Raw genomic sequence first — 25,428 nt, 5'->3', positions numbered from 1 at the left:
CGTCGGTCCCGTCAGCGGCCGTCGGCGGTGAGCAGGGCGATGGTGAGGCCGGAGCGGGGCCAGACCCGGGTGACGGTGTAGCCGCTCCGCAGCGCGTCGCCCTTGGCCCCGGGCACGGCGGCCAGCGGGTCGTCGGGGCGTCCGGCGACCACCAGCCAGACCCGGTCCGTCCCGGCCAGGCACTCCGTCGGTCGGTCGCACTCCTCGGCCCACAGGTCGCCCCGGCGCTGCGGGTCGGTCACCGCCAGCACGTCCCGGGGCGTCCGCTCGGCGAGGTGGTAGCGCAGCCCCAGGTCGAGGAAGAGCCAACTCTCCCGGGGCGAGTAGACGATCGCGTCGTCCGGGCGCGCCCCGTCGGCCACGATCCGCGCCGCGCCCGCGTAGTCGACCGTGGCGCTGCGCGGCCACTCGTGGGTACGCCGCAGGGCGGCCTGGTCCGGCAGGCCGAGCAGCCCGGCCAGGAGCACCACGGCGAGCGCACCGGGCAGCCGGACCGTACGCAGTGCCGCCCCGGCCAGCAGGCAGCCGAACGGCACCACGAAGACCAGGTAGCGGGGGACCCAGAGCGGGACCACGGATCCGGCGAGGAAGAGCAGCAGCACGGGCAGCAGCACGCAACTGGCCGGCAGCAGGGCCCGCCGACCGGCCCGGACCGTACCGAGGGCGGCGAGACCGACCAGGAGCCCGCCGACCACCCCGCTCTGCACCACCCCGCCGGGCAGCGCCGCCAGGTCGCCGGGCCGGGCGGCGTCCACCCAGTCCAGTTGCCGGGCCCGCTGTCCCCGGGCGCGCGCCACCAGCGGGGTGACCGCCGCGAACACCGGCACCAACGCGGCGACCCATCCCCAGAGCACCCGTCGCCGGAACCGCCGCCGCCCCTCGCCGGCCCCGATGCCGCCTCCGGCCGTGGGGCTGGGGTCCGGGGCCGGTGGCCGGTCCGGTGCCGCCGAGTCGGCCGTGCCCGGCGCTGCGGTGCCCGGGGCCGCCCGCCGGTCCGAGGGCTCCGGACCGGTGGGCGGTGCGGTGGTGCCCGGTGAGGCGGTGCGGGGTGCGGCGGTGAGCACGGCGACGGCGTGTGCGGCGAGCAGGGTGAGCGCGACCAGGTGGGTGAGCCCGAGGGCGGCGGTCGTCACGGCGTACCCGACCCAGCGGCGTGGACCGGGGCGGTGCAGCGCGTCGACGAACAGCAGCGTGCTCAGTACGGCGAGGGCGGTCGCCAGCGCGTACGGGCGGGCCTCCTGCCCGTAGCGGGAGGTGCTGGGCAGGACCGCGAACAGCAGCCCGGCGAGGGTGCCGACGCGGGCGTCCCAGAGTCGCCGGCCGAGCGCGGCGGTCAGCCCGGCGGCGACGGCCATGGCGAGTGCGGACGGCAGGCGCAGCGCGGCCACCGAGTCGTCGGCCACCGTGGTCCAGGCGTGCACGAGCAGGTAGTAGGGCGCGGCGGCGGCGTCGATCGTGCCGGTCAGCCGGAGCAGGTCGGTGGCCGGGCGGGTGGCGGCGCTCCAGGTCGCCAGCTCGTCCCGCCACGGCTGGGCGGAGTCCAGCCCGGCCAGCGTCACCAGCAGGGTCAGGCCCGCCGGGAGGAGCCACACCGGCAGCGCGCGCAGGCGTACGCCGCTGAGCCGGACGCCGTTTCCGGCGGCCGGTACCGACCTACCGGACAAATCACCCACATTGTGAGCCTGCCACATGATCGCGCTCCGAGTGGCGGCAGCGACCGCCCGTGATGTGGGATGCAGCACGCAGTCATTGGCCCGCCCATACCCCGTGTGGCAACATGACGTTCATGACTGCCGCCGTCGTGCGCCGCTTCGTGGCTCGTCGCCACGTCGATTACGGCCGCGTGCGCAGCGCGATCTGTCCGGCCCACTGACGACGCCCGACCACCCTGCCTCGGGCACCCTGGCGCGCCGGCCGTTCCTGACATCGCCGTCCCCGGCCCCCTTCCGGGAGCCGATCGCGTCCGCGTACCCCAGCCGAGGCACTGCAGACAACGGAGGACGCCGCGATGGCGGTCAGCGAGATTCCGGCCCGACCCGGGGACCCCGCGGCGCGCCCCGCGCGGGCTCCCCGCCGCCCCCGCGGCGAGGGCCAGTGGGCGCTCGGATACCGCGAGCCGCTCAACCCCAACGAGCGCAGCAAGAAGGACGACAACCCGCTCAACGTGCGGGAGCGGATCGAGAACATCTACGCGCACGGGGGCTTCGCCTCGATCGACCCGGCGGACCTGCGTGGTCGGTTCCGCTGGTGGGGCCTCTACACCCAGCGCAAGGCGGGCATCGACGGCGGACGTACCGCCGTGCTGGAGCCGCACGAGCTGGAGGACGAGTACTTCATGCTCCGGGTGCGGGTGGACGGCGGCCAGCTCGACCTGGCCCAGTTGCGCACCATCGCGGAGATCTCCCGGGAGTTCGCCCGCGACACCGCCGACATCACCGACCGGCAGAACATCCAGTACCACTGGATCCGGGTCGAGGACATGCCCGAGATCTGGCGTCGGCTGGAGGCCGTCGGCCTGCAGACCACCGAGGCGTGCGGCGACTGCCCCCGCATCGTGCTGGGCAGCCCGGTGGCGGGCGTCGCCGCCGACGAGCGGATCGACGCCACCCCGGCGATCGACGAGATCGTCCGGCGGTACGTCGGCGACCCGGCGTACTCCAACCTGCCGCGTAAGTTCAAGTCGTCGATCTCGTGGCTGGTGGACACCCCGTACCAGGCCAACGACATCGCCTTCCTCGGCGTCGACCACCCCGAGCACGGCCCCGGCTTCGACCTCTGGGTCGGCGGCGGGCTCTCCACCAACCCGATGCTGGCCCAGCGGCTCGGCGTCTGGGTGCCGCTGAACGAGGTCCCGGACGTCTGGGTCGGTGTGGTCGGCATCTTCCGCGACTACGGGTACCGCCGACTGCGCCACCGCGCCCGGTTGAAGTTCCTGGTGGCCGACTGGGGCGTGACCAAGTTCCGCGAGGTGCTGGAGAAGGAGTACCTCGGCCGGACGCTGCTCGACGGCCCGGCGCCGGAGCTGCCGGAGCGGCCGGTCGACCACATCGGCGTGCACGCCCAGCGGGACGGCCGCAACTACGTCGGCGCCACCCCGGTGGTCGGGCGGGTCTCCGGCACCCAGCTCGCCCAGCTCGCCGACGTGGTCGAGGCGCACGGCAGCGGCCGGATCAGCCTCACGCCGTACCAGAAGCTGCTGGTCCTCGACGTTCCGCCGGAGCGGACCGACTCGCTGGTCACCGAGCTGCGCGGGATCGGCCTGGAGGCCCAGCCGTCGAGCTGGCGGCGCGGCACGATGGCCTGCACCGGCATCGAGTACTGCAAGCTCGCCATCGTCGAGACCAAGGCGCGCGGCGAGGAGCTGGTGGCCCGCTTGGAGCAGCGGCTGCGCGACTTCGACACGGACATCTCCATCCACATCAACGGCTGCCCGAACGCCTGCGCCCGCACCCAGGTCGCCGACATCGGGCTCAAGGGACAACTGGTGACCGGCCCGGACGGCAAGCAGGTCGAGGGCTACCAGGTGCACCTCGGCGGCGGGCTGGGCATGGCCGAGGGCCAGACCGCCGGGTTCGGGCGCAAGCTGCGCGGTCTCAAGACGACCGCCGACGAGCTACCCGAGTACGTCGAACGGCTGGCCCGGCGGTACCTGGACGGCCGGACCGAGAACGAGTCCTTCGCCAACTGGGTCATCCGGGCCGACGAGGAACTACTGCGATGAGCGAGGTGACGCGATGAGCAGCGAGACCCGTGCCGCGCCGTTGTACTGCCCCTACTGCGGTGAGGAGGACCTGCGGCCGAGCGAGACCGGGCACGGCGCCTGGGAGTGCCACGGCTGTGCCCGGGTGTTCACGGTCCGCTTCACCGGCCTGCTCTCCCAGGGGGTGCGGCGATGAGCGCGCTGATCTCCGCCGCCGGTCTGGGACTGGTGGACACCGCACCCGCTCCGGTCGCCGCGCCGGCCGACCCGACCCGACGCAGCCCCGAGCAGTTGCGGGAGCTGGCCGACCAGGCCGGCCGGGAGCTGGAGGGCGCGCCCGCGCTGGAGATCGCCCGGTGGGCCGCGGAGACCTTCGGTGACCGGTTCTGCGTGACCAGCTCGATGGCGGACGCGGTCCTCGCCCACCTCGTCTCCCGGGTGGCACCCGGGGTGGACGTGGTCTTCCTCGACACCGGCCTGCACTTCCCGGAGACCCTCGCCGTCCGCGACGAGGTCGCCCGTACCCTGCCGGTGAACGTCCGGTCGATCCGGCCCCGACTCACCGTCGGACAGCAGGACGGCGAGTACGGGCCGCGGTTGTTCAACCGGTCACCGGACGAGTGCTGCCGGTTGCGCAAGGTGGAGCCGCTGGAGCGGGCACTGGCCGGCTACGAGGCATGGGCCGCCGGACTGCGTCGCGACGAGTCGCCGACCCGGGCCAACACGCCGGTGGTGGCGTTCGACCCCCGCCGGGGCCGGGTGAAGGTCAACCCGATCGCGGCCTGGAGCCAGGCGGACGTCGACGCGTACGTCGCGCGGTGGAAGGTGCCGGTCAACGAGCTGTTCCGGCGCGGCTACGGATCGATCGGCTGCTGGCCGTGCACCCGCCGGACCTCGGCGGGGGAGGACCCGCGCGCCGGCCGCTGGGCCATGTTCGAGAAGACCGAGTGCGGACTGCACCTCTGACCGAGGCGGCGGGAATCGACGGCGGGTCCCGCCCCGACCCATCAGGGCCGGGGCGGGACCCGCTTCTCCTGGTCGCCCACGGCAGCCGCGACCCCCGCGCCGCCGAGGCCATCCGGGCGCTGGCGCGGGCGGTCTCCGCCGCCCGACCCGGCACACCGGTGCTGCCGAGCTGGCTGGACCACACCGAGCCCGGCCCGACCGAGGCGCTGCGGGGACTGGCCGCCGCCGGGCACTCCCGAGCGGTCCTGGTGCCGCTGTTGCTGACCGCCGCGTACCACCGGCGGGTGGACATCCCGGCGGCGGTGGCGGCTGCCCGGGAGTCCGGTCCGCCGATCGCGGTGACGGTCACCGACGTGCTCGGTCCGGTCGGCCACCGGGTGGACCGGGAACTGCTGACCGCGCTCGGGCGGCGACTGGACGAGGCGGAACCGGGCCGGTTCGACGCGGTGGTGCTGGCGGCGGCGGGCACCCGGGACGCGTCCGCCCGTGCCTCGGTCGGCCGGGTGGCCCGGGAACTCGGCGTCACCCTGGGCACTCCGGCCCGGGTCTCGTACGCCTCGGCGGCACCCCCGGCCGTCGGCGCGGCGGTGGCCCGGTTGCGGGGCCGGGGCGCGCGCCGGGTCGCCGTGGCCGCGTACTTCCTGGCGCCCGGCCTGTTCCACGACGCGGTGGCGGTGGCGGCCCGGGAGGCCGGCGCGGTGGCGGTGGCGGCACCGCTGACCGACGCGCCGGAGTTGGTGGAGCTGGTGTGGGACCGGGTGAACGTCGCCCGTCGGTAAGGAAGGGCACCCTACTAACGCCTGGTGTATAGGAAGGGTCCCTTCCTTACATACGTCTGGGCAGCAGAACGCCCCGGCGGGCTGAGCCCTGCCGGGGCGTGTCGCTTCGGTGCGGTAGTGGTCAGGCGGAGTGAGCGCGCAGCACCCGGAGGCCACCGCGACGCTTGACGGCGCGCCGCTCCTCCTCGCTCATTCCGCCCCAGACGCCAGCGTCCTGACCGGACTCCAGTGCCCACTGCAGGCACTGGTCGGTCACGGAGCAGCGCCTGCAGACGGCCTTGGCCTGCTCGACCTGCAGGAGAGCCGGACCGGACGTCCCGATCGGGAAGAACAGTTCCGGGTCCTCGTCGCGGCAGACAGCATGGTGACGCCAGTCCATGGCGGCAACACTCCTCATTCTGGATGGGTGGCAGATGTTGCTTGTTCGTGCTTTTCCTATATGCATACGCATTGCCGATGGTGACGTTTCGCGTTCGTCTATTCGGCAGTGCGTGAGCAGGCTGTTGGCCCGGGGGACCTGCTGGAACAGCTCAACCTGTCGAGCATATCCAGGCAATGTCCCGGTAACTCAAGTTCGCTTGTGAATACTTTCACGAACTCTGGCGATGTCAAGGGTGGCGCTCGGAAAAACTCCGGGCGGTGAGCAAGCCCACAACCCATTTGTCCGGGTTCAAGGGGGTGCCGGTCACCCGGCGTACCACAGTCAAGAATCAATATAGTACAGTCCCGCGCACATTGCCGACATTTCCGGCATGAGTCCCGGGTGTCGCAGCCGTCGCGTGTCGGGGCGCGCCGACCTCTCGGCCCGGGGGATGCCGGAGACCTAACAGATTACTCTGAGTGCGGCCGGAACGGAGGCGAATCCAACTTTTTCTCGTTCGCCAAGATAGTCGCCGTCGAGCTGGAACGCCTGCGGACGGCTCGCCACCAGCGTGAACTCGGCAACATCGTGCCGCCGAAGAACTTGGCGACCTTGCGGATCCGGCGTGGCGGACAGGAACTGTCTCACTGTCCGTGTCGTGCTGGCGACGCCTAGCTGGCGAAGGGCCATCACGTCGAGACCCAGATCGAAGGACGCCTCCGGGTTCGGGTTGGCCTCGCGGTCGCCGACGAACGTCCACGGAGCGGTGTTCTGGACGATCACGGTCGCCAGATCGGCCTCGGTGGTCTCGCCCGGCTGCTCCAACCGGATCGCGGGGTTGCGCCGCTCGGCACCGAACAGGAACTGCGCGGTGAAGGCCCGGAAGTAGAGCCCCGGCGAGGAGACCCGGCCCCGTCGACGAGCCTCCTCGACCCGGTGGATGACCGCCGCGTCGAGCCCGAAACCGGCGCAGAAGGTGAAGTAGCGGTCGTCGGCCCGGCCGAGGCCGATGGTCCGGTGCCGGCCCAGCCGCAGCCCCTCCAGGAGCATGCTGGCCGCCTCGGGCCACTCCCTGGGCAGGCCCAGCGCCCGCGCGAAGACGTTCGTCGAGCCGCCCGGCACGGTGGCCAGGGCGGGCAACCGCTCGGCGGTCGGCGCCGCACCACCGGCGCTGGTCGCCGTCATCAGCCCGTTGACCACCTCGTTGACCGTGCCGTCACCACCGAGGGTGACCACGACGTCGACGCCCTCCACCGCGGCCTCGCGGGCCAGCGCGGTGGCGTGACCACGACGCCGGGTGTAGCGCACGGAGAGATCCACCTCGCTGCGCAGCGCTCGGACGAGCACATCCCGCGCACGCTCGCTGGTAGTGGTGGCCTTCGGATTGACCAGCAGGACGGCCCGCATGGGCGGCACTGTACCCCGGACCGCCACGGGTATCGTGACCGCGTGGCAATCGACTCCGACCCGACCCCGGTGACCCTCCGGTGGGCGGTCTTCCTCCTGCGGGGTCAGGCGGTCGCCGTCGGGCTGATCGCGGCCTGGTTGGTCGTCGCCGACTTCACCGCCGCCACCACCGATCTGGTGTCGGCACTGCTGGTGACGGCCTTCGCCATCGGCGCGGCGATCGCGCTCTGGGCGCTGGGTAGCGCGTTGCTGCGCCGCCGGGCCGGTGCCCGCGCACCCGCCATCGTGCTGCAACTCATGCTGCTGCCGATCGGCTGGTTCATGATCCAGGGCGGGCTGGGCTGGCTCGGCGTACCGCTGATCGCGCTCGGGCTCGGCGTCACCTGGCTGCTGGTGAGTCCGCCCACCACCCGGGCCCTGGGCTTCGAGTGAGCGTCGCTCACCAGCCGGAGGCGCGGCGGGTGAGCAACGAGATGGTGGCCCGGCCGTCGGCCGCCCCGGCCGAGGCCGAGGTGGTCAACGCGGTGAGCACCTTCCAGGCGAACGACGACTCCGCCGGGAGCCGGGCGCCCGGCACGGTCGGCACCGTCACCTCGACGGTCAACGCGTCCTCGGTGACCGCGAAGCGGCAGTCCAGCTCCGCGCCGCGGGGCGCGATGGCGAGCAGCATGGCGCAGGCCTCGTCGACGGCGATGCGCAGGTCCTCGATCTCGTCGAGGGCGAACTGGAGACGCGCGGCGAGGCCGGCGGTGGCGGTGCGCAGGACGCTCAGATAGCCGCCTTCGGCGGGCACGGTGAGGTGCACCACGTCGTCGTCGGTGGTCGGTTGTCCGGTCAGTTGAGTCACGGCTCATCCCCCCGGTCGGGGACTCTACCCGCTCAGGCGGCGGGGCGACGGAGGGCCGTCAGTGCGGCGGACGGCGAGCCGGGCGGCCCGGTGTGAACCGGTGCGCCCGGGATGGAAACGCGTCGGCGACCGGCCCGCCCCGAGGGGCAGGGCCGGCCGCCGACGCGCAGGCGTGGACGGGCCACGTCACGCCTGCTTGGTCTCCCAGAAGATCTTCGAGATCTCGTCGATCTTCTGTAGCAGCTCGTCGGCCTTGGACGGGTCGGTGGCGCCCTTGGCGCCCGCCGCACCGGCCAGCTTGGTGGCCTCGTTGAAGAGCTGGTGCAGGTGCGGGTACTTCTCGAAGTGCGGCGGCTTGAAGTAGTCGGTCCACAGCACCCACAGGTGGTGCTTGACCAGCTCGGCCCGCTGCTCCTTGATCAGGATGGCCCGGGTGCGGAACTCCGGATCGGTGTTGGCCTGGTACTTCTCGCAGATCATTTTCACCGACTCGGCCTCGATCCGAGCCTGCGCGGGGTCGTAGACGCCGCAGGGCAGGTCGCAGTGCGCGCTCGCGGTCACCCGGGGCGCAAGGATGCGTGGAAGTCGCATCGGGATCCTCCATGGGAAGTTTGCGATGATCCATGACGACATTACTCCTGGACGTGGTCCCCGAGGCCGCAGGAGGTGAAACCACATGCCGGTGCCCGGCCTCCGGAGGCCGCTCGCGGCCGTACTCGTGACCGGTCCGTCGATGGCGCCGACCCTGCGGCACGGCGACGCGGTGCTGGTCCGGCCGGGTGGTCGCGCCATCCGGGCCGGAGACGTGGTGGTCGCGGTCTTCCGCAGTCGCCCCAATCTGCTCGTGGTCAAACGCGCCGTCCGCCCCGCCGACGGCGGTTGGTGGCTGTACGGTGACAACGAGTTGGTCACCGACGACTCGCGGGCGTACGGGGTGGCCGACGTCCTCGGTCGGGTGGTGCTCCGCTACTGGCCCCGCCCCGGCCGGTTGCCGCCCCAGCCGTTATGACCCTGCGCACCTCCGGCTCCCGGTGGCGTGACTATGCTCGGAAAGTGCCTGGGTGACCCCCCGCACCTCGTGCCGCCGCTCGCTCGCCTCACCGTGCGCCCCGACCGGCCGGCCCAGCTGCTTAAACGACACTGGAGTCACCATGCCTTCGTCCACCGTGGACCCCGCTGATCCCGTCTTCCAACTGCACCGGGGCGGCAAGATGGCCGTCCTCTCGACCGTCCCGCTGACCAGCCGCGAAGACCTCTCCCTCGCGTACACGCCGGGTGTGGCCCGGGTGTGCGAGGCGATCGCCGCCGATCCGTCGCTCACCCACGAGTACACCTGGACGTCGAACACCGTCGCGGTGGTCACCGACGGCTCGGCCGTACTCGGACTGGGCAACATCGGTCCGCGCGCCGCGCTTCCGGTGATGGAGGGCAAGGCGGTGCTGTTCAAGCAGTTCGGCGGTGTCGACGCGGTGCCGGTCTGCCTGGACACGCAGGACGTCGACGAGATCGTGGCGACGGTCAAGGCGCTCGCGCCGTCGTTCGGTGGGATCAACCTGGAGGACATCAGCGCGCCGCGCTGCTTCGAGGTGGAACGCCGCCTCGACGAGGCGCTGGACATCCCGGTGTTCCACGACGACCAGCACGGCACCGCGATCGTGGTGCTGGCCGCACTGCGCAACGCCGCGACCCTGCTCGACCGCAAGCTCGGCGACCTGCGGGTGGCGGTCAGCGGTGCGGGTGCGGCCGGTGTGGCGGTGACCAAGATGCTGGTGGCCGGGGGAGTGGACCCGCAGCGGGTGGTGGTCTGCGACTCCCGGGGCATCGTCTCCCGCCAGCGCGACGGGCTGACCGGCACCAAGGCCGAGCTGGCCGAGCTGACCAACGCCGACGGTCGGCAGGGCGACATCACCGAGGCGTTGCGCGACGCCGACGTGCTGATCGGCGTCTCCGGCGGCCAGATCCCGGAGGCGGCGGTGGCCGGGATGGCGCCCGGCGGGATCGTGTTCGCGCTGGCCAACCCCACTCCCGAGGTGCACCCGGACGTCGCCGCGCGGCACGTCGCGGTGGTCGCCACCGGCCGCAGCGACTACCCCAACCAGATCAACAACGTGCTGGCCTTCCCGGGCGTGTTCCGGGGTGCGCTCCAGGCCCGGGCCACCCGGGTCACCGAGTCGATGAAGGTGGCCGCCGCCGACGCCATCGCCGCCGTGGTGGCCGATGCGCTCACGCCGGACGCGATCGTGCCCTCGCCGCTCGACCCGCGGGTCGCCCCGGCGGTGGCCGAAGCGGTCGCCGAAGCCGCCCGCCGCGACGGCGTCGCCCGCGCCTGACGTGCAAGGAAGGGTCCCCTCCTAACGCCTCGTGCCGAGGAAGGGACCCTTCTTAACGGCCGCTCAGCTTGTTACGGTGCGGATCATGCGTGCCGCCTTCGCCTCCCGTTTCGACGATGCCGATCCGCTCGCCGCGCTCACCGTCGGTGAGCAGCCCGAGCCGAGCCTGCCCGACGACGACTGGGTGACCGTGCGCGTCACGGCCAGTTCGCTCAACCACCACGACATCTGGTCGCTGCGCGGCGTCGGGCTGCGGGCCGAGCAGTTGCCGATGATCCTCGGCTGCGACGCCGTGGGCGTCGACCCGGAGGGCAACGAGGTGGTCGTCTATCCGGTGGTGCCCACTCCCGGTGACCCGCGCGGGATGTCCATCCTCTCCGAGCACTTCCCGGGCACGCTGGCCGAGCGGGTGGCCGTACCCCGCTGGAACCTGCTGCCGCTGCCGGCGGGCCTGTCGGCGCCGGACGCGGCGTGCCTGCCGACCGCCTGGCTGACCGCGTGGCGGATGCTGACCACCAAGGGCCGGGTCGACGAGGCCGAGGCGGTGCTGGTCCAGGGCGCCGGCGGCGGCGTGGCCACCGCCGCCGTGGTGCTGGCCACCGCGATGGGCAAGCGGGTGTACGCGACCAGTCGCGACGCCGCCAAGCGGGAGCGGGTCACCGGGCTGGGCGCGACGGCCGTCCAGACCGGTGCCCGGCTGCCCGAGCGGGTCGACGTGGTGATCGAGACGGTCGGCGCGGCCACCTTCGACCATTCCCTGAAGTCGGCCGCGCCCGGCGCGCGGATCGTGGTCTCCGGAGCGACCGCCGGGCACGAGCCGACAGTCAACCTGCGTCGGGTCTTCGCGATGCAGTTGGAGATCCTGGGCACCTCGATGGGTACCCCGGCCGACCTGGCCGATCTGCTGGCGTTCTGCGCCGAGCGGGAGGTCCGCCCGGTGGTGGACAGCGTGGTGCCGTTCAGCCGGGTCGAGGAGGCGTTCGCCCGCCTGCACTCCGGGCAGGCGTTCGGCAAGATCGTCCTCGACCACACGAGCTGACGCGGCGGCGTTAGGGCGTACGGCGTTAGGGCGTTAGGCGTTAGGGCGTTAGGCGTTAGGGCGTTAGGCGTTAGGGCGTTAGGCGTTAGGGCGTTAGGCGTTAGGGCGTTAGGCGTTAGGAAGGGTCCCCTGCTATACGCGAGGCGTTAGCAGGGGACCCTTCCTTTCACCTCACCCGGACGACGGCGAGTGTTAGAGGTTGTCGTCGAGGGTGGCGATGTCGTCGCGGGCGGCGGCGGTGGGGATGCGCTCCTTGGCCTCGGCGTCGCCGTAGAGCGTCCAGCGCAGGAACTCGGCGGTGGTGTTCGCCACCACGCCCAGCGACGTACCGTTCCTCAGCAGCGCCCGCCCGTGGTCGCCCTCGGGCAGGCTGAGCATCGCCTTCGGCCAGGGCACCTGGTCGTAGACCGCCTTGCCGGCGGTGTACTGCACCACCTCGTCGGCCTCGCCGTGCACGAACAGTTGCGGCGCGGCGGCACCGGCGAACGCGGTGCCCACGCCGAGCGCGGTGCCGGCGAAGACGATCCCGGCGGCCAGCCGCTCGTCCCGGCCGGCGGTGAACAGCCCGATGGTGGTCACCCCGCCCGCCGAGTGCCCGGCGGCGGCCACCCGGTCGGTGGCCAGCCGGCCCCGCAGCACGTCGTCGTCGCGGGTGTCGAGCGCGAGCACCTCGGTCAGCGCGTACGAGACGTCGGCGGGCTGGTTGAGCACGTCGAGCACGTTGTTCTCGCCACCGGCCTTCGAGGTGTTCGGGAACGTCGGCGCGGCCACCACGAAACCGGCGGCCACCCACCGGGTGAGCAGTGCCTGGTAGTCGGCGGGGCGACCGCCGAGGCCGTGGCTGAACATGACCACCGGGAACCGCCCCTCGGCGGCGTCCGCCGACGTCTGCGGCTTCCCACCGGCCCGACCGGCCGCCGGGTACCAGACGGTCACCGGCAGCGGCCGGTTGCCGTCGCGGTTGAGCTTGAGCTGCCGTACGCCGACGGCGAAGGTCTGCTTCGGCGCGCTGCCGGCGGGGATGGCCGGAGCCGACGTGATCCCGGCCGGGGCGGAGGCGGTCGCCGAGGGGGCGGGCGCGTCGGCCCGCTCGTCCGGGTCACGGTCGGTGGAGCAGCCGACCAGCGTGCCGACGGTCAGCGTGCTGGCGAGCAGGAGTGAGAGGGCGCGGCGCGACATGACTCCGATTCTGCCTCGCCCGGCGACCGGTCCGGCCGGCGCCGCACATCCTGCGCCCGGGTCCGCACCGAGCGTGCGCAGTCGGCACGGATGGGCAGGTCAGCCCGCCGGTCGGGTCTCGAAGCTGGTGACGCCGGCCAGCAGCGCCCGGCCGGGCAGCCGCCGTCCGGCCTCCTGGTCGCCGTAGAGCGTCCAGCGCAGGAAGTCGGTGGTGGTGCCGAGGACCTGGGCGAAACCGGGTCGGCCGGGGACCAGGTACTCGCCGTGGCCCTGCCCGAGCAGGCTGAGGAAGGAGGCGGGTCCGGGAGTACGGCGGTACGCGGCCCGGCCCACGCTCAGCGGCACCACCGCGTCGGCGGTGCCGTGCACGAAGAGGATCGGGGCGCTCGGACCGGCGAAGCTGCCCGCCATCCCGCCACCGGCGATCACGATGCCCGCCCGCAGCCGGGCCGGGTGCCCGGCGGTGAACATGCCGGCGGTGGTGAAACCGCCCGCCGAGTGCCCGGCCGCCGCCACCCGCTGCACGTCGAGGTGACCGGCGAGCGGGTCGCCGGAGCGGCCGTCGAGCCGGACCAGGTGCCGGATCACCCGCCACCCGTCGGCCGGCTGGTGGCGGACGTCGGCCCGGGAGAACCGCTTCGCCCCGCGCCGGGTGTGCGGGTACGTCGGGGCGGCCACCACGAATCCGGCGGCGGCCCAGCGGGCGGTCAGCCCGGAGTGCAACTCGGGCAGGCTGGCCAGACCGTGGCTGTAGATCACCACCGGGAACCGCCCCTCGGCGACCCGGCTGCCCTGCGTCGGATACCAGAGGGTGACCGGCAGTGGACGCTCCGAGGCCGGGTCGACGGTGAGCGTGCGCACACCCACCGCGTACGGCACGTCCGGGGCCAGCCGCCCGCCGAGTGCCTGGCCGGACTGCTCGCCGCTCGTCGCGCAACCGGCCGTCAGCACCATCAGCAGCACCGACACCAGCGCGGTGAACCCCCGTGCGATTCCCACGACCTCACGGTAGGACCCCGGGTCACCCGTCCGGGTCCGGTTGACCGGTGCGGTACGCCACCCGTTCGGACGGCGTGCACGGACCGTGCGACTGGACCGCTTTCGCTAAGGTCACGGCATGACTGAGAACTACACCGATCCGAGCGGCAACACCGAGGCGTTCCGTGCCTTCGCCGGCACCCCCGACGCCCCCGCCGAGACGGCGTCCCGCAACGGCCTGATCATCGGTGCCGCCGTGGTCGCCGTGGTGCTGGTCGCGCTCGCGAGCTGGCTCGCCTTCGCCTGATCGGTACGTCACCGGTCGGCCGCCCGATCAGGCGCTGGCTGCTACCACCGCGCGTGCCTCCCGGGCGATCTCGCGTTCCTCGTCCGTGCCGACCACGCAGACCGCGACCTCCGCGCCGTCCGGTGAGACGAACCGGTCACCCTGGCCCGCGTTGCGCTCCGGGTCGACGGTGATGCCGAGCCGTTCCAGCCCGGCCAGCGCCGCCGCGCGTACCGGGGCCGCGTGCTCGCCGACCCCGGCGGTGAAGGTGACCGCGTCCACCCGACCGAGCAGCGCGTAGTACGCCCCCACGTAGCCGGTGATCCGCCGGCAGTAGACGTCGAAGGCGAGCGTCGCCGCCTCGTCCCCGGCCGCCCGCCGGGACAGCACCTCCCGCATGTCGTTGACGCCGGAGAGCCCGAGCAGTCCGCTGCGGTGGTTGAGCAGGTCGTCGATCTCGTCCACGCCCAGTCCGCCCTCGCGGCGCAGGTGGAACACCACGGTCGGGTCCAGGTCGCCGCTGCGGGTGCCCATCACCAGCCCCTCCAGCGGGGACATCCCCATCGAGGTGGCCACGCTGCGCCCGTGCTCGACGGCGCACGCGCTGGCGCCGTTGCCCAGGTGCAGGGTGATCGTGTTGACCTCCGCGTACGGGCGGTCCAGCAGTTCGGCGGTGCGCCGGGAGACGTACGAGTGCGAGGTGCCGTGGAAGCCGTACCGGCGGACGCCGTACCGCTGCGCGACCTCCCGGTCGATCGCGTACGTGGCGGCGGAGTCGGGCAGCGTGTGGTGGAACGCGGTGTCGAAGACGGCGACCTGCGGCACCTCGGGCAGGACGGCGCGCGCCTCGGCGATGCCGGCGAGGTTGGCCGGATTGTGCAGCGGCGCCAACGGCACCAGCTCGGTGATGGCGGCCAGCACCTCGTCGTCCACCAGCGTCGGGGCGGTGAACCGCCGACCGCCGTGCACCACCCGGTGCCCGACCGCGGTGAGCCCGGTCAGGTCCAGCCCGGCCAGGATCCGCCGGACCGCCCCGGCGTGGTCGGGCGCGTCGCCCCCGGCCTCACCGATCCGCTCGACGGTGCCCTTGTCGAGCACGCGGTCACCGTCGTACAGCCGGTACTTGACCGAGGACGACCCGCAGTTCAACACCAGGATCTTGTCGTTCATCAGGCACCTCCGGGTGGGGGAGCGTCGGTGCGGGCGGCGGCCTGGATGGCGGTGATCGCCACGGTGTTGACGATGTCCGGCACGGTGGCCCCTCGGGACAGGTCGTTGACCGGCCGGCGCAGGCCCTGCATCACCGGCCCGACCGCCACCGCCCCGGCGGAGCGCTGCACCGCCTTGTACGTGTTGTTGCCGGTGTTCAGGTCCGGGAAGATGAAGACCGTCGCCCGGCCGGCGACCGCACTGCCGGGCAGTTTCGTCGCCGCCACCGCCGGGTCGATCGCCGCGTCGTACTGGATGGGACCCTCGACGGCCAGGTCGGGCCGGCGCTCGCGGACCAGTGCGGTGGCCGCCGCGACCTTCTCCACGTCGGCTCCGGCGCCGGAACTGCCGGTCGAGTACGACAGCATCGCCACCCGGGGTTCGATGCCGAACCGGGCCGCGGTGTCGGCCGAGGAGATCGCGATGTCGGCGAGCTGGGCGGCGTCCGGGTCGCGGTTGACCGCACAGTCGCCGTAGACCAGCACCCGGTCGGCGAGCAGCATGAAGAAGACGCTGGAGGCGACGGAGACGTCCGGCAGGTTCTTCACGATCTCGAACGCGGGGCGGATGGTGGCGGCAGTGGTGTGGGTGGCGCCGGAGACCATGCCGTCGGCGTGCCCGGCCCAGACCATCATGGTGCCGAAGTAGTTCGGCTGGGCCACCACGTCGTACGCCAGCTCGACGGTGACGCCCCGGTGGGCGCGCAGCTTCGCGTACGCCTCGGCGAACTCGTCGCGGCGGTCGCTGGTCGCCGGGTCGACGATGTGGGCACCGGTGATGTCGACGCCGAGTTCCCGGGTCCGCCGGGCCACGTCGTCGGGGCGACCGAGCAGGGTGAGGTCGGCCACGCCCCGGTGCAGCAGGATCTCGGTGGCCCGCAGGATCCGTTCGTCGGTGCCCTCGGGCAGCACCAGGTGGCGGCGCTGGGCCCGGGCCCGGTCGATCAGGTCGTACTCGAACATCAGCGGGGTGACCCGCTCCGAACGGGTGACCGCGAGCCGACGCGCCAGCTCGTCGGTGTCCACGTTGGCCTCGAAGGCACCGAGGGCGGCCTCCACCTTGCGGGTGTTGGCCGCGCTGGGTCGTCCCTCGATCCGGCTGGACGCGGCGACCGTGTCGTAGCTGTCGCTGGTGACGCTGAGCACCGCCAGGCCGGTGTTCAGCCCGTCGAAGAGGCGCAGGGCACGCGGGTCGGGCTGTTCGCCGAGGGTGAGCACCAGCCCGGAGATCGAGACCTGACCGGAGACGTGTGCGGCACCGGCGGCCACCAGCAGGTCGTCCCGGTCGCCCGGGGTGATCACCAGGCAGCCGTCGGTCAGGTGCTCCACCAGCGTCGGCACGTGGGCCGCGCCGACCACGTAGTCGAGCACGTCCCGACCGAGCGCCGCCTCGTCGCCGGTGAGCAGCGTCGCACCGAGGGCGGCGGCCACCTCGGCGACCGTCGGCGCGGACACGGTCGGTACCTCCGGGATGGCGTACGCCGGCACCGGCAGGTCGGGCAGGTCCATCGGCTCGGGCACCCGGTTGGCGATGACCGCGAGCACCGTCGCGCCGAGGTCGACCAGATCGTGGTACGCGCCCCGGGCCGCCGCCGCGATCGCCGCCGGTGACTGACCCTGGCCGTCCACGACCGGCACCACCACGCTGCCGAACTCGGTGGCGAGCCGGGCGTTGAAGGCGAGTTCCCGGGGCGTGCTGCCGTCACCGGAGTCGGCGAAGTCGCTCCCCACCACCACGACGGCCGGGCACTGCCGCTCGACCGCTCGGTAGCGCTGCACCACCCGGGAGATCAGTTCTTCCCGCCGTCCGTCCGATACCAGGGCGGTGGCCTCGGCATATGTGGCTCCGGCCAGGTCGGACGGGTTAACCTGCACGCGATAGCGCTCGCTGAGCAGGGCGAGGATGTGGTCGGGCCGGTTCGACGGCACCAGGGGCCGGAACACGCCGATCCGTTCGACCTGTCGGGACAGCAGCTCGGCGAGACCCAGTGCGATGGCGGATTTTCCGCCGCCGGATCCCACGCTGGTGAGGTAGACGCTGCGAGCCATGCGGCCCAACCTACTCGGTCCGGTTGGTTGTCCTCCGACAACCATCTAGGGATGGTTCGGCCTGTTTTCGCATGTCAGATGAGACACTTGGGCGAGAAGGTGAAAGCTATTCACGTTTAGACTCGCGCAGGTGGAGGGACCAACACAGATCATTCCTGTCGCCCCGGAACCATCCCCCGTCTTCGTCGATCCGAGTGGCCGCCGCGGGCGGTGGCTACGGCGGACCGCGTACGCCCTCGGCCTGTCCGGGGTGGCGTACACCATGATGGTCGGCATCAGCTTCGCCGGCGGGCCGGTCCGCCCCGAGACGATCATCCCGTTCGTCGAGCCCGCCGAGACCTGGGAAGCGCCGCCCGTCTCGCCGACACCCTCGCCCGCCCGGTCGACCTCGCCGACGCCGTCGCCGACCCAGGTCACGCCGCAGCGTCCGGTGCCCCTTCCCTCCACGCCCGGCACCGGCGCGACCTCGACCAGTCCCGCTCCCCGCCCGTCGGGCACGACACCGACCAGCGCCCGTCCCAGCGGGACGCCGACGGCCAGCCCGTCCCGGAGCACGCCGCCCCGCAGCACCCCGCCACCCAGCACCCCGCCCCCGAGCACCCCGACCCCCACGACAACGCCGTCGCCGGACCCGAACGACACGAGTGAGGCGACCGCTCCCTGATGAGCCACCCGTACCCGCCCGGCCGACCGGCACCCGCGCCCCCCACCCGTACCCCCGACCGGCCCCGGCAGCACGCCCGGCCCCGTCCGGCCACCCGGGCCCGGCGGTTCATCCCCCGTCCGAGCTGGACGGTCTACGCCATGGTCTTCGTGCTGCTCGGCGGCATCCTCTTCGTCCAGGCGTACGCCAACGGCTCGTTCATCCCGGACTACCGGGCGGAGAACATCTTCGGCAGCGGCCAGGACGACGTCCCCGACGAGATCCTCGAAGGCGGGCCGATCGTCAACACCACCGCCGACCGGCCGCAGTCCTACCGACTGCCGGCCCGGACCGTCGCGCTCACCTTCGACGACGGCCCCGACCCGATCTGGACCCCGGCCGTGCTGGAGGTGCTGGAGAAGCACCAGGTGCCCGGCACCTTCTTCGTCCTCGGCAACCAGGTGGTCCGCAGCCCCGACCTGGTCCGTGAGCTGGCCGACAAGGGGCACGAACTCGGCGTGCACACCTTCACCCACCCGCACCTCACCCAGATCCCCGGGTGGCAGCGGCGGATGGAGTACACCCAGACCCAACTCGTCATCGCCGGTGCCACCGGCCAGCGGACCAACCTGCTGCGGTTCCCGTACTCGTCGCGGGCGGACGCCTTCGTCGACCAGGACTGGCCGCTGCTGCAACAGGCCGGCGAACTCGGCTACCTCAGCGTCGTCAACGACCTGGACAGCCGGGACTGGGAGCGGCAGGGCCCGGAGGGGATGATCGAGCGGACCGTGCCGGAGGGCTACTCGGGCGCGATCACGCTCTGGCACGACTCCGGCGGTGACCGCTCGCAGACCGTCGAGGCGCTGGACCGGTACATCCCGTTGATGAAGGACCGGGGCTACACCTTCACCACGATCAGTGGCGGGTTGAACCGGGCACTGGCCGAGGCCGGTGCCACCGGCACCACGGCCGGGCCGACCGAGGCGACGTTCAGCGAGCGTTGGCGCGGTCAGATGCTGATCATGGCGGTACGCGCCGCCGACGGCACCTTCGTCCTCTTCGGTGTGCTCTTTCTACTGGTCGGGACGCTCACCATCGGGCGGACCGTGTTGCTGTTCGTGCTGGCGCGACGGCACGCCCGCAAACGACGCCGGAAGGGCTTCGCCTGGGGACCGCCGGTCACCGAACCGGTGTCGGTGATCGTGCCCGCCTACAACGAGAAGGAGGGCATCGCCGAGGCGGTCCGCTCGCTCGCCACCGGCGACCATCCCGGCGGCATCGAGGTGGTGGTGGTCGACGACGGGTCGACCGACGGCACCGCCGACATCGCCGCCGGGCTCGGCCTGCCGAACGTGCGGGTGGTCCGCAAACCCAACGGCGGGAAGCCGAGCGCGCTGAACACCGGCGTCGCGCTGGCCCGGCACGACCTGATCGTGATGGTCGACGGCGACACCGTCTTCGAGCCCGACGCGGTCCGTCGCCTGGTCCAGCCGTTCGGCGACCCGCAGGTGGGCGCGGTGGCCGGCAACGTCAAGGTCGGCAACCGGCGCAGCATGATCGCCAAGTGGCAGCACATCGAGTACGTGATCGGCTTCAACCTGGACCGCCGGCTCTACGAGACGCTGCGCTGCATGCCGACCATCCCCGGCGCGATCGGCGCGTTCCGTCGCGAGGCGCTGGAGTACGCCGGTGGGATGACCGACGAGACGCTGGCCGAGGACACCGACATCACCATGGCTCTGGGCCGCGCCGGCTGGAAGGTGGTGTACGAGGAGAGCGCCCGCGCCTGGACCGAGGCGCCGGCCACCTTCGGGCAGTTGTGGAAGCAGCGGTACCGGTGGAGCTACGGCACCATGCAGGCGATGTGGAAGCACCGCCGCTCGGTGCTCGACAAGGGCGCGTCCGGCCGGTTCAGTCGTCGTTGCCTGGCGTTCCTGACGCTGTTCGGGGTGCTGCTCCCGCTGACCGCCCCGGTGATCGACCTGCTCGCCATCTACGGCCTGATCTTCCTGAACCGCACCGAGACGGCGCTGGCCTGGGCCGCCATGCTGGGACTGCAGTTCCTGACCGCGATCGTGGCGTTCCGCCTCGACAAGGAGAAGCTCGGCGTCCTCTGGGTGCTGCCGTTGCAGCAGTTCGTCTACCGCCAACTGATGTATCTGGTGCTGCTCCAGTCGGTGGTCACCGCGCTGACCGGCGGGCGGTTGGGCTGGCAGAAGCTCAAGCGCACCGGACTCACACCGGGCGGCCCGGCGGGTCCGCCACCGCCGGTGCCCGTACCGGCCGCCGCCACCGCCCGGCGGGTACGCCCCTGACCGAAGGGTGCGTCAGTCGGCGCGTCGGGCCAGGCCGAGGGCGTACTCCGGCCACCAGACGCCGCTCTCCGGCTCGCCGGGACGGCAGGCACCGTCGGACTCGCCCGGGTACTTCACCCACAGCAGGGCGTCCACCCGGTCCAGGCCGGTGTCGGTGGTGGGGTCCGCGCCGAGCGCGCGGCCCGGCGGGTTGCACCAGCTCGGCGCGGACCGGACGGTCTCGCCCGGGTACGCGCCCCGGCCGTTGCGGCTGGTGTCGATGACGAACGTGGTGGTGCCGCCGAGGGCGTCGGAGATCTCGTGGCCGTAGCCGACGTTCTGCGGCGTGCCGACGAAGTTGGCCACGTTGAGCGCGAAGCCGTCGGCCTCGGCGACCCCGGCCCGGCGCAGTGCCGCCGCCAGCCGGGCGCCGTCGGTGATCCAGCCGGGGTGCCCGGCGTCCAGATAGATCCGGGCGCTGCCGGTGCTGCCCAGCACCTGCACCGCGTCCCGTAGCAGATCCAGCCGCTCGTCGACGTCGTCCACGCAGCGGTCCACGGCGTCCGGCACCCCGCCCGGCTCCAGCACGATCGTGACCGGGCGGCCCTGCACCCCGGCGGCCACCCGCCGGATCCAGTCCTGGTACGCCCCGGCCGACTCGGCGCCGCCCTGACCCTGCCGTCCGCAGTCGCGTTGCGGCAGGTGGTGCGTGACCAGCACCGGCGTCTGACCGGAGCGGCTGGCACCGGCGAGGAACTCCGAGACCTCCTCGGTGACCGTGGTGGAGTCGCCGACCAGCCACCGGGCGGTCGGGCGGGTGCTGATCCGGCGCAGGGTGGCGGCGTCCTCGGCCCGGCCCTCCTGCGTCCACTCGGTGACCTGCCAGGACGCCGCACCGCGCGGGTCGACGTAGAAGACCGGCGGCAGCGGTGGTGACGAGCGGTCGGCGCTGACGGTCTCCGTCGGCGGACGCTCGGGTGCCTCGTCGCCGCACCCGGTCAGCAGGAGGGTCAGCGCGATCCCCGCCACCAGGGCAGGGCGGCGGGAGCTGCGGGGCATGGCCGCCACCATACCCGCCGTCGGGGCCGGTCCGGACCTGGCCTACCAGGGCTTTTCGTCGGCACCGGCGTCTGGCCGGTCCGGCCGCGCGGCGGGTCGGTGGCGGTCCGGGGCCTACTCGTCGTCGGGGTCGTCGAGCCGGGCGAGCCAGGTGGCGAAGCGCTCGATCGGAGTCTCGAACTCCGGGTTGAGGTCGACGAAGTCCCGCAGCCGCTCGCCGAGCCACTCCAGGGTGACGTTCTCGTCGCCCCGGCGCTGGACCAGCTCCTCGATGCCACGGTCGGTGAAGTACATCAGGTCTCCTCGGACATGCTCACCGGGGCGGGCCACCGTCTCCGGTGGCCCGCCCCGGTGTTCGCGGTCGGTGCGGTCAGGGGCGGGGCAGCGCGGCCTCGATGAGCGCGTTCTGCTCCACCTCGTGCATCTTCGCCGAGCCGACCGCCGGAGCGGCGGCGGCCGGGCGGGAGATGCGACGCAGGCGGACCCCGTCGAGGTGCTCCAGCAGGTTGAGCGCGACGAACGACCAGGAGCCCTGGTTGGCCGGCTCCTCCTGCACCCAGGCGAAGTCCTCCGCGTTCGGGTACTGGGCGAGCGCGGCGCGGATCTCCTCCACCGGCATCGGGTAGAGCTGCTCCAGCCGGATCAGCGCGGTGTCGGTGACGCCGCGCTCCTGCCGGGCCTGGAACAGGTCGTAGTAGACCTTGCCCGAGCAGAGCAGCACCCGCTTGACCTGCTCCGGAGCCGGCGCGGCCTGGTCACCCAGCACCGGCGAGAAGGTGCCGGAGGTGAAGTCCTCGACCGGGGAGACACAGAGCTTGTGCCGCAGCAGGGACTTCGGCGTGAACACGACCAGCGGCTTGCGCTTCGGCGACAGGGCCTGGCGACGCAGCAGGTGGAAGTAGTTCGCCGGGGTGGTCGGGATCGCCACCCGCATGTTGTCCTCGGCGCAGAGCTGGAGGAACCGCTCGGGACGGCCGGAGGTGTGGTCCGGACCCTGTCCCTCGTGGCCGTGCGGCAGCAGCAGGGTGACCGCGGAGCGCTGGCCCCACTTCACCTCACCGGAGGAGATGAACTCGTCGATCACCGACTGGGCGCCGTTGACGAAGTCGCCGAACTGGGCCTCCCAGCAGACCAGCGCTTCCAGGTTCTCCACCGAGTAGCCGTACTCGAAGCCCATCGCGGCGTACTCGGAGAGCAGCGAGTCGTGCACGAACAGGCGGGACCGCTCGCCGTCGCCGGTCAGCGACTTCAACGGCAGGTAGTCGTCACCGGTCTCGGCGTCCACGATCGAGGCGTGCCGCTGCACGAAGGTGCCGCGTCGGGAGTCCTGCCCGGCGAGCCGGACGGTGACCCCGTCGTGCAGCAGCGCCCCGAAGGCGATGATCTCGCCGAAGCCCCAGTCGATGTTGCCCTCGACGGACATCCGGGCCCGCCGGTCGAGCAACTGCTGGATCCGCTTGTGCGGGGTGAAGCCGTCCGGCAGGTTGACGTGCGCCTCGCCGATGGCCTTGATCACCGACGCCTCGGTCGCGGTCTCCACCTGCGGCTCCGGCTCGTCCTGCCGGGCCGGGCGACTGACCTGGCGGGGGGCGCTGGCCGCGTCGCGGGTGGCCTTGAAGACCCGCTCCAACTGCGCCTGGTAGTCGCGCAGCAGCTCCTCGGCGTCCTCCACGGTGATGTCACCCCGCCCGATCAGCTCCTCGGTGTAGAGCTTGCGGACCGAGCGCTTCGAGTCGATGATCCTGTACATCTGGGGGTTGGACATCGAGGGGTCGTCGCCCTCGTTGTGCCCGCGCCGCCGGTAGCAGACCAGGTCGATCACGACGTCCTTGTTGAACGTCTGCCGGTACTCGAAGGCCAGCCGGGCGACCCGGACCACGGCCTCCGGGTCGTCCCCGTTGACGTGGAAGATCGGCGCCTGGATCATCCGGGCCACGTCGGTGCTGTAGAGGCTGGACCGGGAGTACTCCGGGGCGGTGGTGAAACCGACCTGGTTGTTGACCACCACGTGCACGGTGCCGCCGGTGCGGTAGCCGCGCAACTGGGAGAGGTTGAGCGTCTCGGCCACCACACCCTGACCGGCGAAGGCGGCGTCGCCGTGCACCGCCAGCGGCAGCACGGTGTAGCCCTCCAGCTTGAGGTCGATGCGGTCCTGCTTGGCGCGGACGATGCCCTCCAGCACCGGGTCGACCGCCTCCAGGTGCGACGGGTTCGCCACCACCGAGACCTTGACCGAGTGGTCGCCGTCCGGGGTGGTGAACTTGCCGTTCTGGCCCAGGTGGTACTTCACGTCACCGGAACCCTGGGTGGAGCGCGGGTCGAGGTGCCCCTCGAACTCCGAAAAGATCTTCTCGTACGGCTTGCCGACGATGTTGGCCAGCACGTTGAGGCGACCCCGGTGGGCCATGCCGATCACGACCTCGTCCAGGTCGTTCTCGGCGGACGCCTCCAGCACCTCGCCGAGCAGCGGGATCAGCGACTCGCCGCCCTCCAGCGAGAAGCGCTTCTGGCCGACGTACTTGGTCTGTAGGAACGTCTCGAACGCCTCGGCCGCGTTGAGCCGGTTCAGCACGTGCTTCTGCTCGTCGGCCGGCGGCTTCTCGTACTTGCGCTCGACCCGCTCCTGGATCCAGCGGCGCTCGGCCGGGTCCTGGATGTGCATGTACTCGATGCCGACGCGGCGGCAGTACGAGTCGCGCAGCACACCGAGGATCTCCCGCAGCCGCATCCGCTGCCGGCCGGCGAAGCCGTTCACCGGGAAGGTGCGGTCCAGGTCCCACAGGGTCAGCCCGTGCTGGAGGACGTCCAGGTCGGGGTGCTTGCGGATCTTGAACTCCAGCGGGTCGGTGTCGGCCATCAGGTGGCCCCGGACCCGGTAGGAGTGGATTAGCTCGTGTACCCGCGCGGTCTTGTTGATCTGCCCCTCGCTGTCGACCGCGACGTCGCGCATCCAGCGCACCGGCTCGTACGGGATGCGCAGCGAGGTGAAGATCTGGTCGTAGTAGCCGTGCTCGCCGAGCAGCAGCTCGTGCATGACCTTGAGGAACTCGCCGGACTGCGCGCCCTGGATGATCCGGTGGTCGTACGTGCTGGTCAGCGTGATGACCTTGCTGACCGCCAACTCGGCCAGGGTGGCCTCGCTCATGCCCTGGTAGGGCGCCGGGTACTCCATCGCGCCGACACCGATGATCGCGCTCTGGCCCTGCATCAGACGCGGCATCGAGTGCACGGTGCCGATGCCGCCGGGGTTGGTCAGCGAGATGGTGGTGCCGGAGTAGTCGTCCATGGTCAGTTCGTTGCGGCGGGCGCGCCGGACGACGTCCTCGTACGCCTGCCAGAACTGCCGGAAGTCCATCTGCTCGCAGCCCTTGATGGACGGCACCACCAGGGTCCGGCTGCCGTCGGGCTTGGCCAGGTCGATGGCGATGCCCAGGTTGACGTGCTCGGGGCGGACCATCGCCGGCTTGCCGTCGACCTCGGCGAAGGAGTTGTTCATCTCCGGGTGCGCGACCATCGCCCGGACCAGCGCGTAGCCGACCAGGTGGGTGAAGCTGACCTTGCCACCACGCCCCCGGGCGAGATGGTTGTTGATCACGATGCGGTTGTCCACCAGCAGCTTGGCCGGGACCGCGCGCACGCTCGTCGCGGTCGGCACGGCCAGCGAGGCGTCCATGTTCTGCACGATCCGGGCGGCCACGCCGCGCAACGGCGTGGTCTGCGGCCCGGTGGCGGTCGGGGCGGACTTCGCCGGGGCGGACTTGGTCGTGGTCGCCTTGGCCGGCTCGGCCTTGGCGGCCGGCTTGGCCTTCGCCGGAGCCGGGGACCTGGTCGCCGCCGGCTCGGCCTTGGCGGCGGGGGCGGCCTTGGCGCTCGGCTCGGCCTTGGCCGGGGTCTTCGGGGCGGACGGGGTGGTGGTCGCCGAACCGTCACCGTCGGCGGAGCGGGCCTTGCCGGCACCGGGCCGGTAGTCGGCGAAGAAGTCGTGCCAGGCCGGGTCGACGCTGCTGGGATCGGCGAGGTAGCGCTGGTACATCTCCTCGACGATCCACTCGTTCGGGCCGAAACCCGCCAGTGGGTTCTCCTGCGAAGTCTGCTGGGTCGACACGGCCGGTAATCGCCTCTTTCACGCGGGTTTGGTGTGTCACGCGGTGTCCGTCCGCGCCAGGACGAGCGCACACAGGACGGATCCAAGGCTACGCCGTACGGATCGCCGAGGCATTTCCACCTCCACCCCGTGGTCCGATTCACAGAAGATGCCAGAAGTTCCGTAAGCCCAGCGTGTTGCCCTGCTAGCTGCTATGAC

23 protein-coding genes are annotated in these 25,428 nt (G+C 72.2%); 11 read left to right on the top strand and 12 right to left on the bottom strand.

What is annotated here, in order from left to right:
* Window positions 1-11: 11 nt before the first annotated feature.
* Complete coding sequence (locus tag ACQVFL_RS25360; protein ID WP_431727749.1) at window positions 12-1,673, bottom strand: glycosyltransferase family 39 protein; 1,662 nt, start codon at window positions 1,671-1,673, stop codon at window positions 12-14.
* A 335-nt stretch (window positions 1,674-2,008) separates the two neighbouring features.
* On the opposite strand from ACQVFL_RS25360, the gene ACQVFL_RS25355 reads away from it, so the two are divergent.
* The 4 genes from ACQVFL_RS25355 to ACQVFL_RS25340 are packed head-to-tail and all read left to right on the top strand — an operon-like array spanning window position 2,009 to window position 5,445.
* The gene (locus ACQVFL_RS25355; protein ID WP_431727748.1) at window positions 2,009-3,721 is read left to right on the top strand and encodes a nitrite/sulfite reductase; all 1,713 of its coding nucleotides are present in this window, start codon (window positions 2,009-2,011) and stop codon (window positions 3,719-3,721) included.
* 13 nt (window positions 3,722-3,734) lie between these two features.
* Window positions 3,735-3,896 carry a hypothetical protein gene (locus tag ACQVFL_RS25350; protein WP_396690571.1) on the top strand — a complete coding sequence of 54 codons (162 nt, stop codon included), beginning with the start codon at window positions 3,735-3,737 and terminating at the stop codon, window positions 3,894-3,896.
* Complete coding sequence (locus ACQVFL_RS25345; protein ID WP_431727747.1) at window positions 3,893-4,666, top strand: phosphoadenylyl-sulfate reductase; 774 nt, start codon at window positions 3,893-3,895, stop codon at window positions 4,664-4,666. Before ACQVFL_RS25350 ends, ACQVFL_RS25345 begins: the two co-directional genes overlap by 4 nt.
* A 14-nt stretch (window positions 4,667-4,680) precedes the next feature.
* Window positions 4,681-5,445, top strand: coding sequence for a sirohydrochlorin chelatase (locus ACQVFL_RS25340; RefSeq protein ID WP_431729888.1), 765 nt, complete (start codon window positions 4,681-4,683; stop codon window positions 5,443-5,445).
* 121 nt (window positions 5,446-5,566) lie between these two features.
* Here the strand turns inward: ACQVFL_RS25340 and ACQVFL_RS25335 are convergent, their stop codons facing one another.
* On the bottom strand, window positions 5,567-5,824 hold the full coding sequence (locus ACQVFL_RS25335; protein ID WP_007072794.1) for a WhiB family transcriptional regulator: 258 nt from the start codon (window positions 5,822-5,824) through the stop codon (window positions 5,567-5,569).
* Window positions 5,825-6,268: 444 nt separating this feature from the next.
* Entirely contained in the window at window positions 6,269-7,213 is a 945-nt protein-coding gene (locus ACQVFL_RS25330) for a diacylglycerol/lipid kinase family protein (protein ID WP_396690576.1), read from the bottom strand.
* A 42-nt stretch (window positions 7,214-7,255) separates the two neighbouring features.
* On the opposite strand from ACQVFL_RS25330, the gene ACQVFL_RS25325 reads away from it, so the two are divergent.
* Window positions 7,256-7,645, top strand: a complete 390-nt coding sequence (locus ACQVFL_RS25325) for a hypothetical protein (protein ID WP_396690578.1) — start codon at window positions 7,256-7,258, stop codon at window positions 7,643-7,645.
* 7 nt (window positions 7,646-7,652) lie between these two features.
* On the opposite strand, the gene ACQVFL_RS25320 is transcribed toward ACQVFL_RS25325, so the two are convergent.
* Together ACQVFL_RS25320 and sodN are read right to left on the bottom strand one after the other, a co-directional pair.
* Window positions 7,653-8,060, bottom strand: coding sequence for an anti-sigma regulatory factor (locus ACQVFL_RS25320; RefSeq protein ID WP_396690580.1), 408 nt, complete (start codon window positions 8,058-8,060; stop codon window positions 7,653-7,655).
* Between the two features lie 186 nt (window positions 8,061-8,246).
* Entirely contained in the window at window positions 8,247-8,651 is a 405-nt protein-coding gene (gene sodN / locus ACQVFL_RS25315) for a superoxide dismutase, Ni (RefSeq protein ID WP_131055291.1), read from the bottom strand.
* Between the two features lie 85 nt (window positions 8,652-8,736).
* On the opposite strand from sodN, the gene ACQVFL_RS25310 reads away from it, so the two are divergent.
* The 3 genes from ACQVFL_RS25310 to ACQVFL_RS25300 all read left to right on the top strand — a co-directional run bounded on the left by ACQVFL_RS25310 (window position 8,737) and on the right by ACQVFL_RS25300 (window position 11,429).
* Window positions 8,737-9,069, top strand: coding sequence for a S24/S26 family peptidase (locus ACQVFL_RS25310; RefSeq protein ID WP_431727746.1), 333 nt, complete (start codon window positions 8,737-8,739; stop codon window positions 9,067-9,069).
* A 142-nt stretch (window positions 9,070-9,211) separates the two neighbouring features.
* Window positions 9,212-10,390 carry an NAD(P)-dependent malic enzyme gene (locus ACQVFL_RS25305; RefSeq protein ID WP_431727745.1) on the top strand — a complete coding sequence of 393 codons (1,179 nt, stop codon included), beginning with the start codon at window positions 9,212-9,214 and terminating at the stop codon, window positions 10,388-10,390.
* 76 nt (window positions 10,391-10,466) lie between these two features.
* The gene (locus ACQVFL_RS25300; protein WP_431727744.1) at window positions 10,467-11,429 is read left to right on the top strand and encodes a zinc-binding dehydrogenase; all 963 of its coding nucleotides are present in this window, start codon (window positions 10,467-10,469) and stop codon (window positions 11,427-11,429) included.
* Window positions 11,430-11,621: 192 nt separating this feature from the next.
* Here the strand turns inward: ACQVFL_RS25300 and ACQVFL_RS25295 are convergent, their stop codons facing one another.
* Together ACQVFL_RS25295 and ACQVFL_RS25290 are read right to left on the bottom strand one after the other, a co-directional pair.
* Window positions 11,622-12,608, bottom strand: coding sequence for an alpha/beta hydrolase family protein (locus ACQVFL_RS25295; RefSeq protein ID WP_396690588.1), 987 nt, complete (start codon window positions 12,606-12,608; stop codon window positions 11,622-11,624).
* Between the two features lie 99 nt (window positions 12,609-12,707).
* Entirely contained in the window at window positions 12,708-13,562 is an 855-nt protein-coding gene (locus ACQVFL_RS25290; RefSeq protein WP_431729887.1) for an alpha/beta hydrolase family protein, read from the bottom strand.
* Window positions 13,563-13,725: 163 nt separating this feature from the next.
* On the opposite strand from ACQVFL_RS25290, the gene ACQVFL_RS25285 reads away from it, so the two are divergent.
* The gene (locus ACQVFL_RS25285) at window positions 13,726-13,893 is read left to right on the top strand and encodes a hypothetical protein (RefSeq protein ID WP_162854353.1); all 168 of its coding nucleotides are present in this window, start codon (window positions 13,726-13,728) and stop codon (window positions 13,891-13,893) included.
* Window positions 13,894-13,920: 27 nt separating this feature from the next.
* Here ACQVFL_RS25285 and ACQVFL_RS25280 read toward each other — a convergent pair whose 3' ends face one another.
* Window positions 13,921-15,042: an acetate/propionate family kinase gene (locus ACQVFL_RS25280; RefSeq protein ID WP_431727743.1), complete on the bottom strand. Its 1,122-nt coding sequence runs from the start codon at window positions 15,040-15,042 to the stop codon at window positions 13,921-13,923.
* Complete coding sequence (pta, locus tag ACQVFL_RS25275) at window positions 15,042-17,129, bottom strand: phosphate acetyltransferase (RefSeq protein ID WP_431727742.1); 2,088 nt, start codon at window positions 17,127-17,129, stop codon at window positions 15,042-15,044. The genes ACQVFL_RS25280 and pta overlap by 1 nt, the downstream gene beginning before the upstream one ends.
* Window positions 17,130-17,259: 130 nt before the next feature.
* Between pta and ACQVFL_RS25270 the strand changes: the two genes are divergently transcribed.
* The gene (locus ACQVFL_RS25270; protein WP_396690596.1) at window positions 17,260-17,793 is read left to right on the top strand and encodes a hypothetical protein; all 534 of its coding nucleotides are present in this window, start codon (window positions 17,260-17,262) and stop codon (window positions 17,791-17,793) included.
* Window positions 17,793-20,087 (top strand): bifunctional polysaccharide deacetylase/glycosyltransferase family 2 protein, encoded by a 2,295-nt coding sequence (locus ACQVFL_RS25265; protein ID WP_396690598.1) that lies wholly within the window; start codon window positions 17,793-17,795, stop codon window positions 20,085-20,087. The genes ACQVFL_RS25270 and ACQVFL_RS25265 overlap by 1 nt, the downstream gene beginning before the upstream one ends.
* Before the next feature lie 12 nt (window positions 20,088-20,099).
* Here the strand turns inward: ACQVFL_RS25265 and ACQVFL_RS25260 are convergent, their stop codons facing one another.
* From ACQVFL_RS25260 to ACQVFL_RS25250, 3 genes are all read right to left on the bottom strand, one after another.
* Window positions 20,100-21,125 (bottom strand): glycoside hydrolase family 6 protein, encoded by a 1,026-nt coding sequence (locus ACQVFL_RS25260; RefSeq protein WP_396690600.1) that lies wholly within the window; start codon window positions 21,123-21,125, stop codon window positions 20,100-20,102.
* 114 nt (window positions 21,126-21,239) lie between these two features.
* Window positions 21,240-21,419: a DUF6104 family protein gene (locus tag ACQVFL_RS25255; RefSeq protein ID WP_396690601.1), complete on the bottom strand. Its 180-nt coding sequence runs from the start codon at window positions 21,417-21,419 to the stop codon at window positions 21,240-21,242.
* Window positions 21,420-21,495: 76 nt separating this feature from the next.
* Entirely contained in the window at window positions 21,496-25,230 is a 3,735-nt protein-coding gene (locus tag ACQVFL_RS25250; RefSeq protein ID WP_396690603.1) for a multifunctional oxoglutarate decarboxylase/oxoglutarate dehydrogenase thiamine pyrophosphate-binding subunit/dihydrolipoyllysine-residue succinyltransferase subunit, read from the bottom strand.
* Between the last annotated feature and the right edge of the window lie 198 nt (window positions 25,231-25,428).

The organism is Verrucosispora sp. TAA-831 (assembly GCF_050780145.1).
In the GTDB taxonomy this organism is placed as follows: domain Bacteria; phylum Actinomycetota; class Actinomycetes; order Mycobacteriales; family Micromonosporaceae; genus Micromonospora.
This window is presented reverse-complemented; position numbering and strand designations above follow the sequence as displayed.

Coding starts and splice junctions, on each gene's coding strand:
- ACQVFL_RS25355 (WP_431727748.1), top strand. CDS start 2,009: ATGGCGGTCAGCGAGATTCCGGCCCGACCCGGGGACCCCGCGGCGCGC.
- ACQVFL_RS25350 (WP_396690571.1), top strand. CDS start 3,735: ATGAGCAGCGAGACCCGTGCCGCGCCGTTGTACTGCCCCTACTGCGGT.
- ACQVFL_RS25345 (WP_431727747.1), top strand. CDS start 3,893: ATGAGCGCGCTGATCTCCGCCGCCGGTCTGGGACTGGTGGACACCGCA.
- ACQVFL_RS25335 (WP_007072794.1), bottom strand. CDS start 5,824: ATGGACTGGCGTCACCATGCTGTCTGCCGCGACGAGGACCCGGAACTG.
- ACQVFL_RS25330 (WP_396690576.1), bottom strand. CDS start 7,213: ATGCGGGCCGTCCTGCTGGTCAATCCGAAGGCCACCACTACCAGCGAG.
- sodN (WP_131055291.1), bottom strand. CDS start 8,651: ATGCGACTTCCACGCATCCTTGCGCCCCGGGTGACCGCGAGCGCGCAC.
- ACQVFL_RS25310 (WP_431727746.1), top strand. CDS start 8,737: ATGCCGGTGCCCGGCCTCCGGAGGCCGCTCGCGGCCGTACTCGTGACC.
- ACQVFL_RS25305 (WP_431727745.1), top strand. CDS start 9,212: ATGCCTTCGTCCACCGTGGACCCCGCTGATCCCGTCTTCCAACTGCAC.
- ACQVFL_RS25295 (WP_396690588.1), bottom strand. CDS start 12,608: ATGTCGCGCCGCGCCCTCTCACTCCTGCTCGCCAGCACGCTGACCGTC.
- ACQVFL_RS25290 (WP_431729887.1), bottom strand. CDS start 13,562: ATGGTGCTGACGGCCGGTTGCGCGACGAGCGGCGAGCAGTCCGGCCAG.
- ACQVFL_RS25285 (WP_162854353.1), top strand. CDS start 13,726: ATGACTGAGAACTACACCGATCCGAGCGGCAACACCGAGGCGTTCCGT.
- ACQVFL_RS25280 (WP_431727743.1), bottom strand. CDS start 15,042: ATGAACGACAAGATCCTGGTGTTGAACTGCGGGTCGTCCTCGGTCAAG.
- pta (WP_431727742.1), bottom strand. CDS start 17,129: ATGGCTCGCAGCGTCTACCTCACCAGCGTGGGATCCGGCGGCGGAAAA.
- ACQVFL_RS25265 (WP_396690598.1), top strand. CDS start 17,793: ATGAGCCACCCGTACCCGCCCGGCCGACCGGCACCCGCGCCCCCCACC.
- ACQVFL_RS25260 (WP_396690600.1), bottom strand. CDS start 21,125: ATGCCCCGCAGCTCCCGCCGCCCTGCCCTGGTGGCGGGGATCGCGCTG.
- ACQVFL_RS25255 (WP_396690601.1), bottom strand. CDS start 21,419: ATGTACTTCACCGACCGTGGCATCGAGGAGCTGGTCCAGCGCCGGGGC.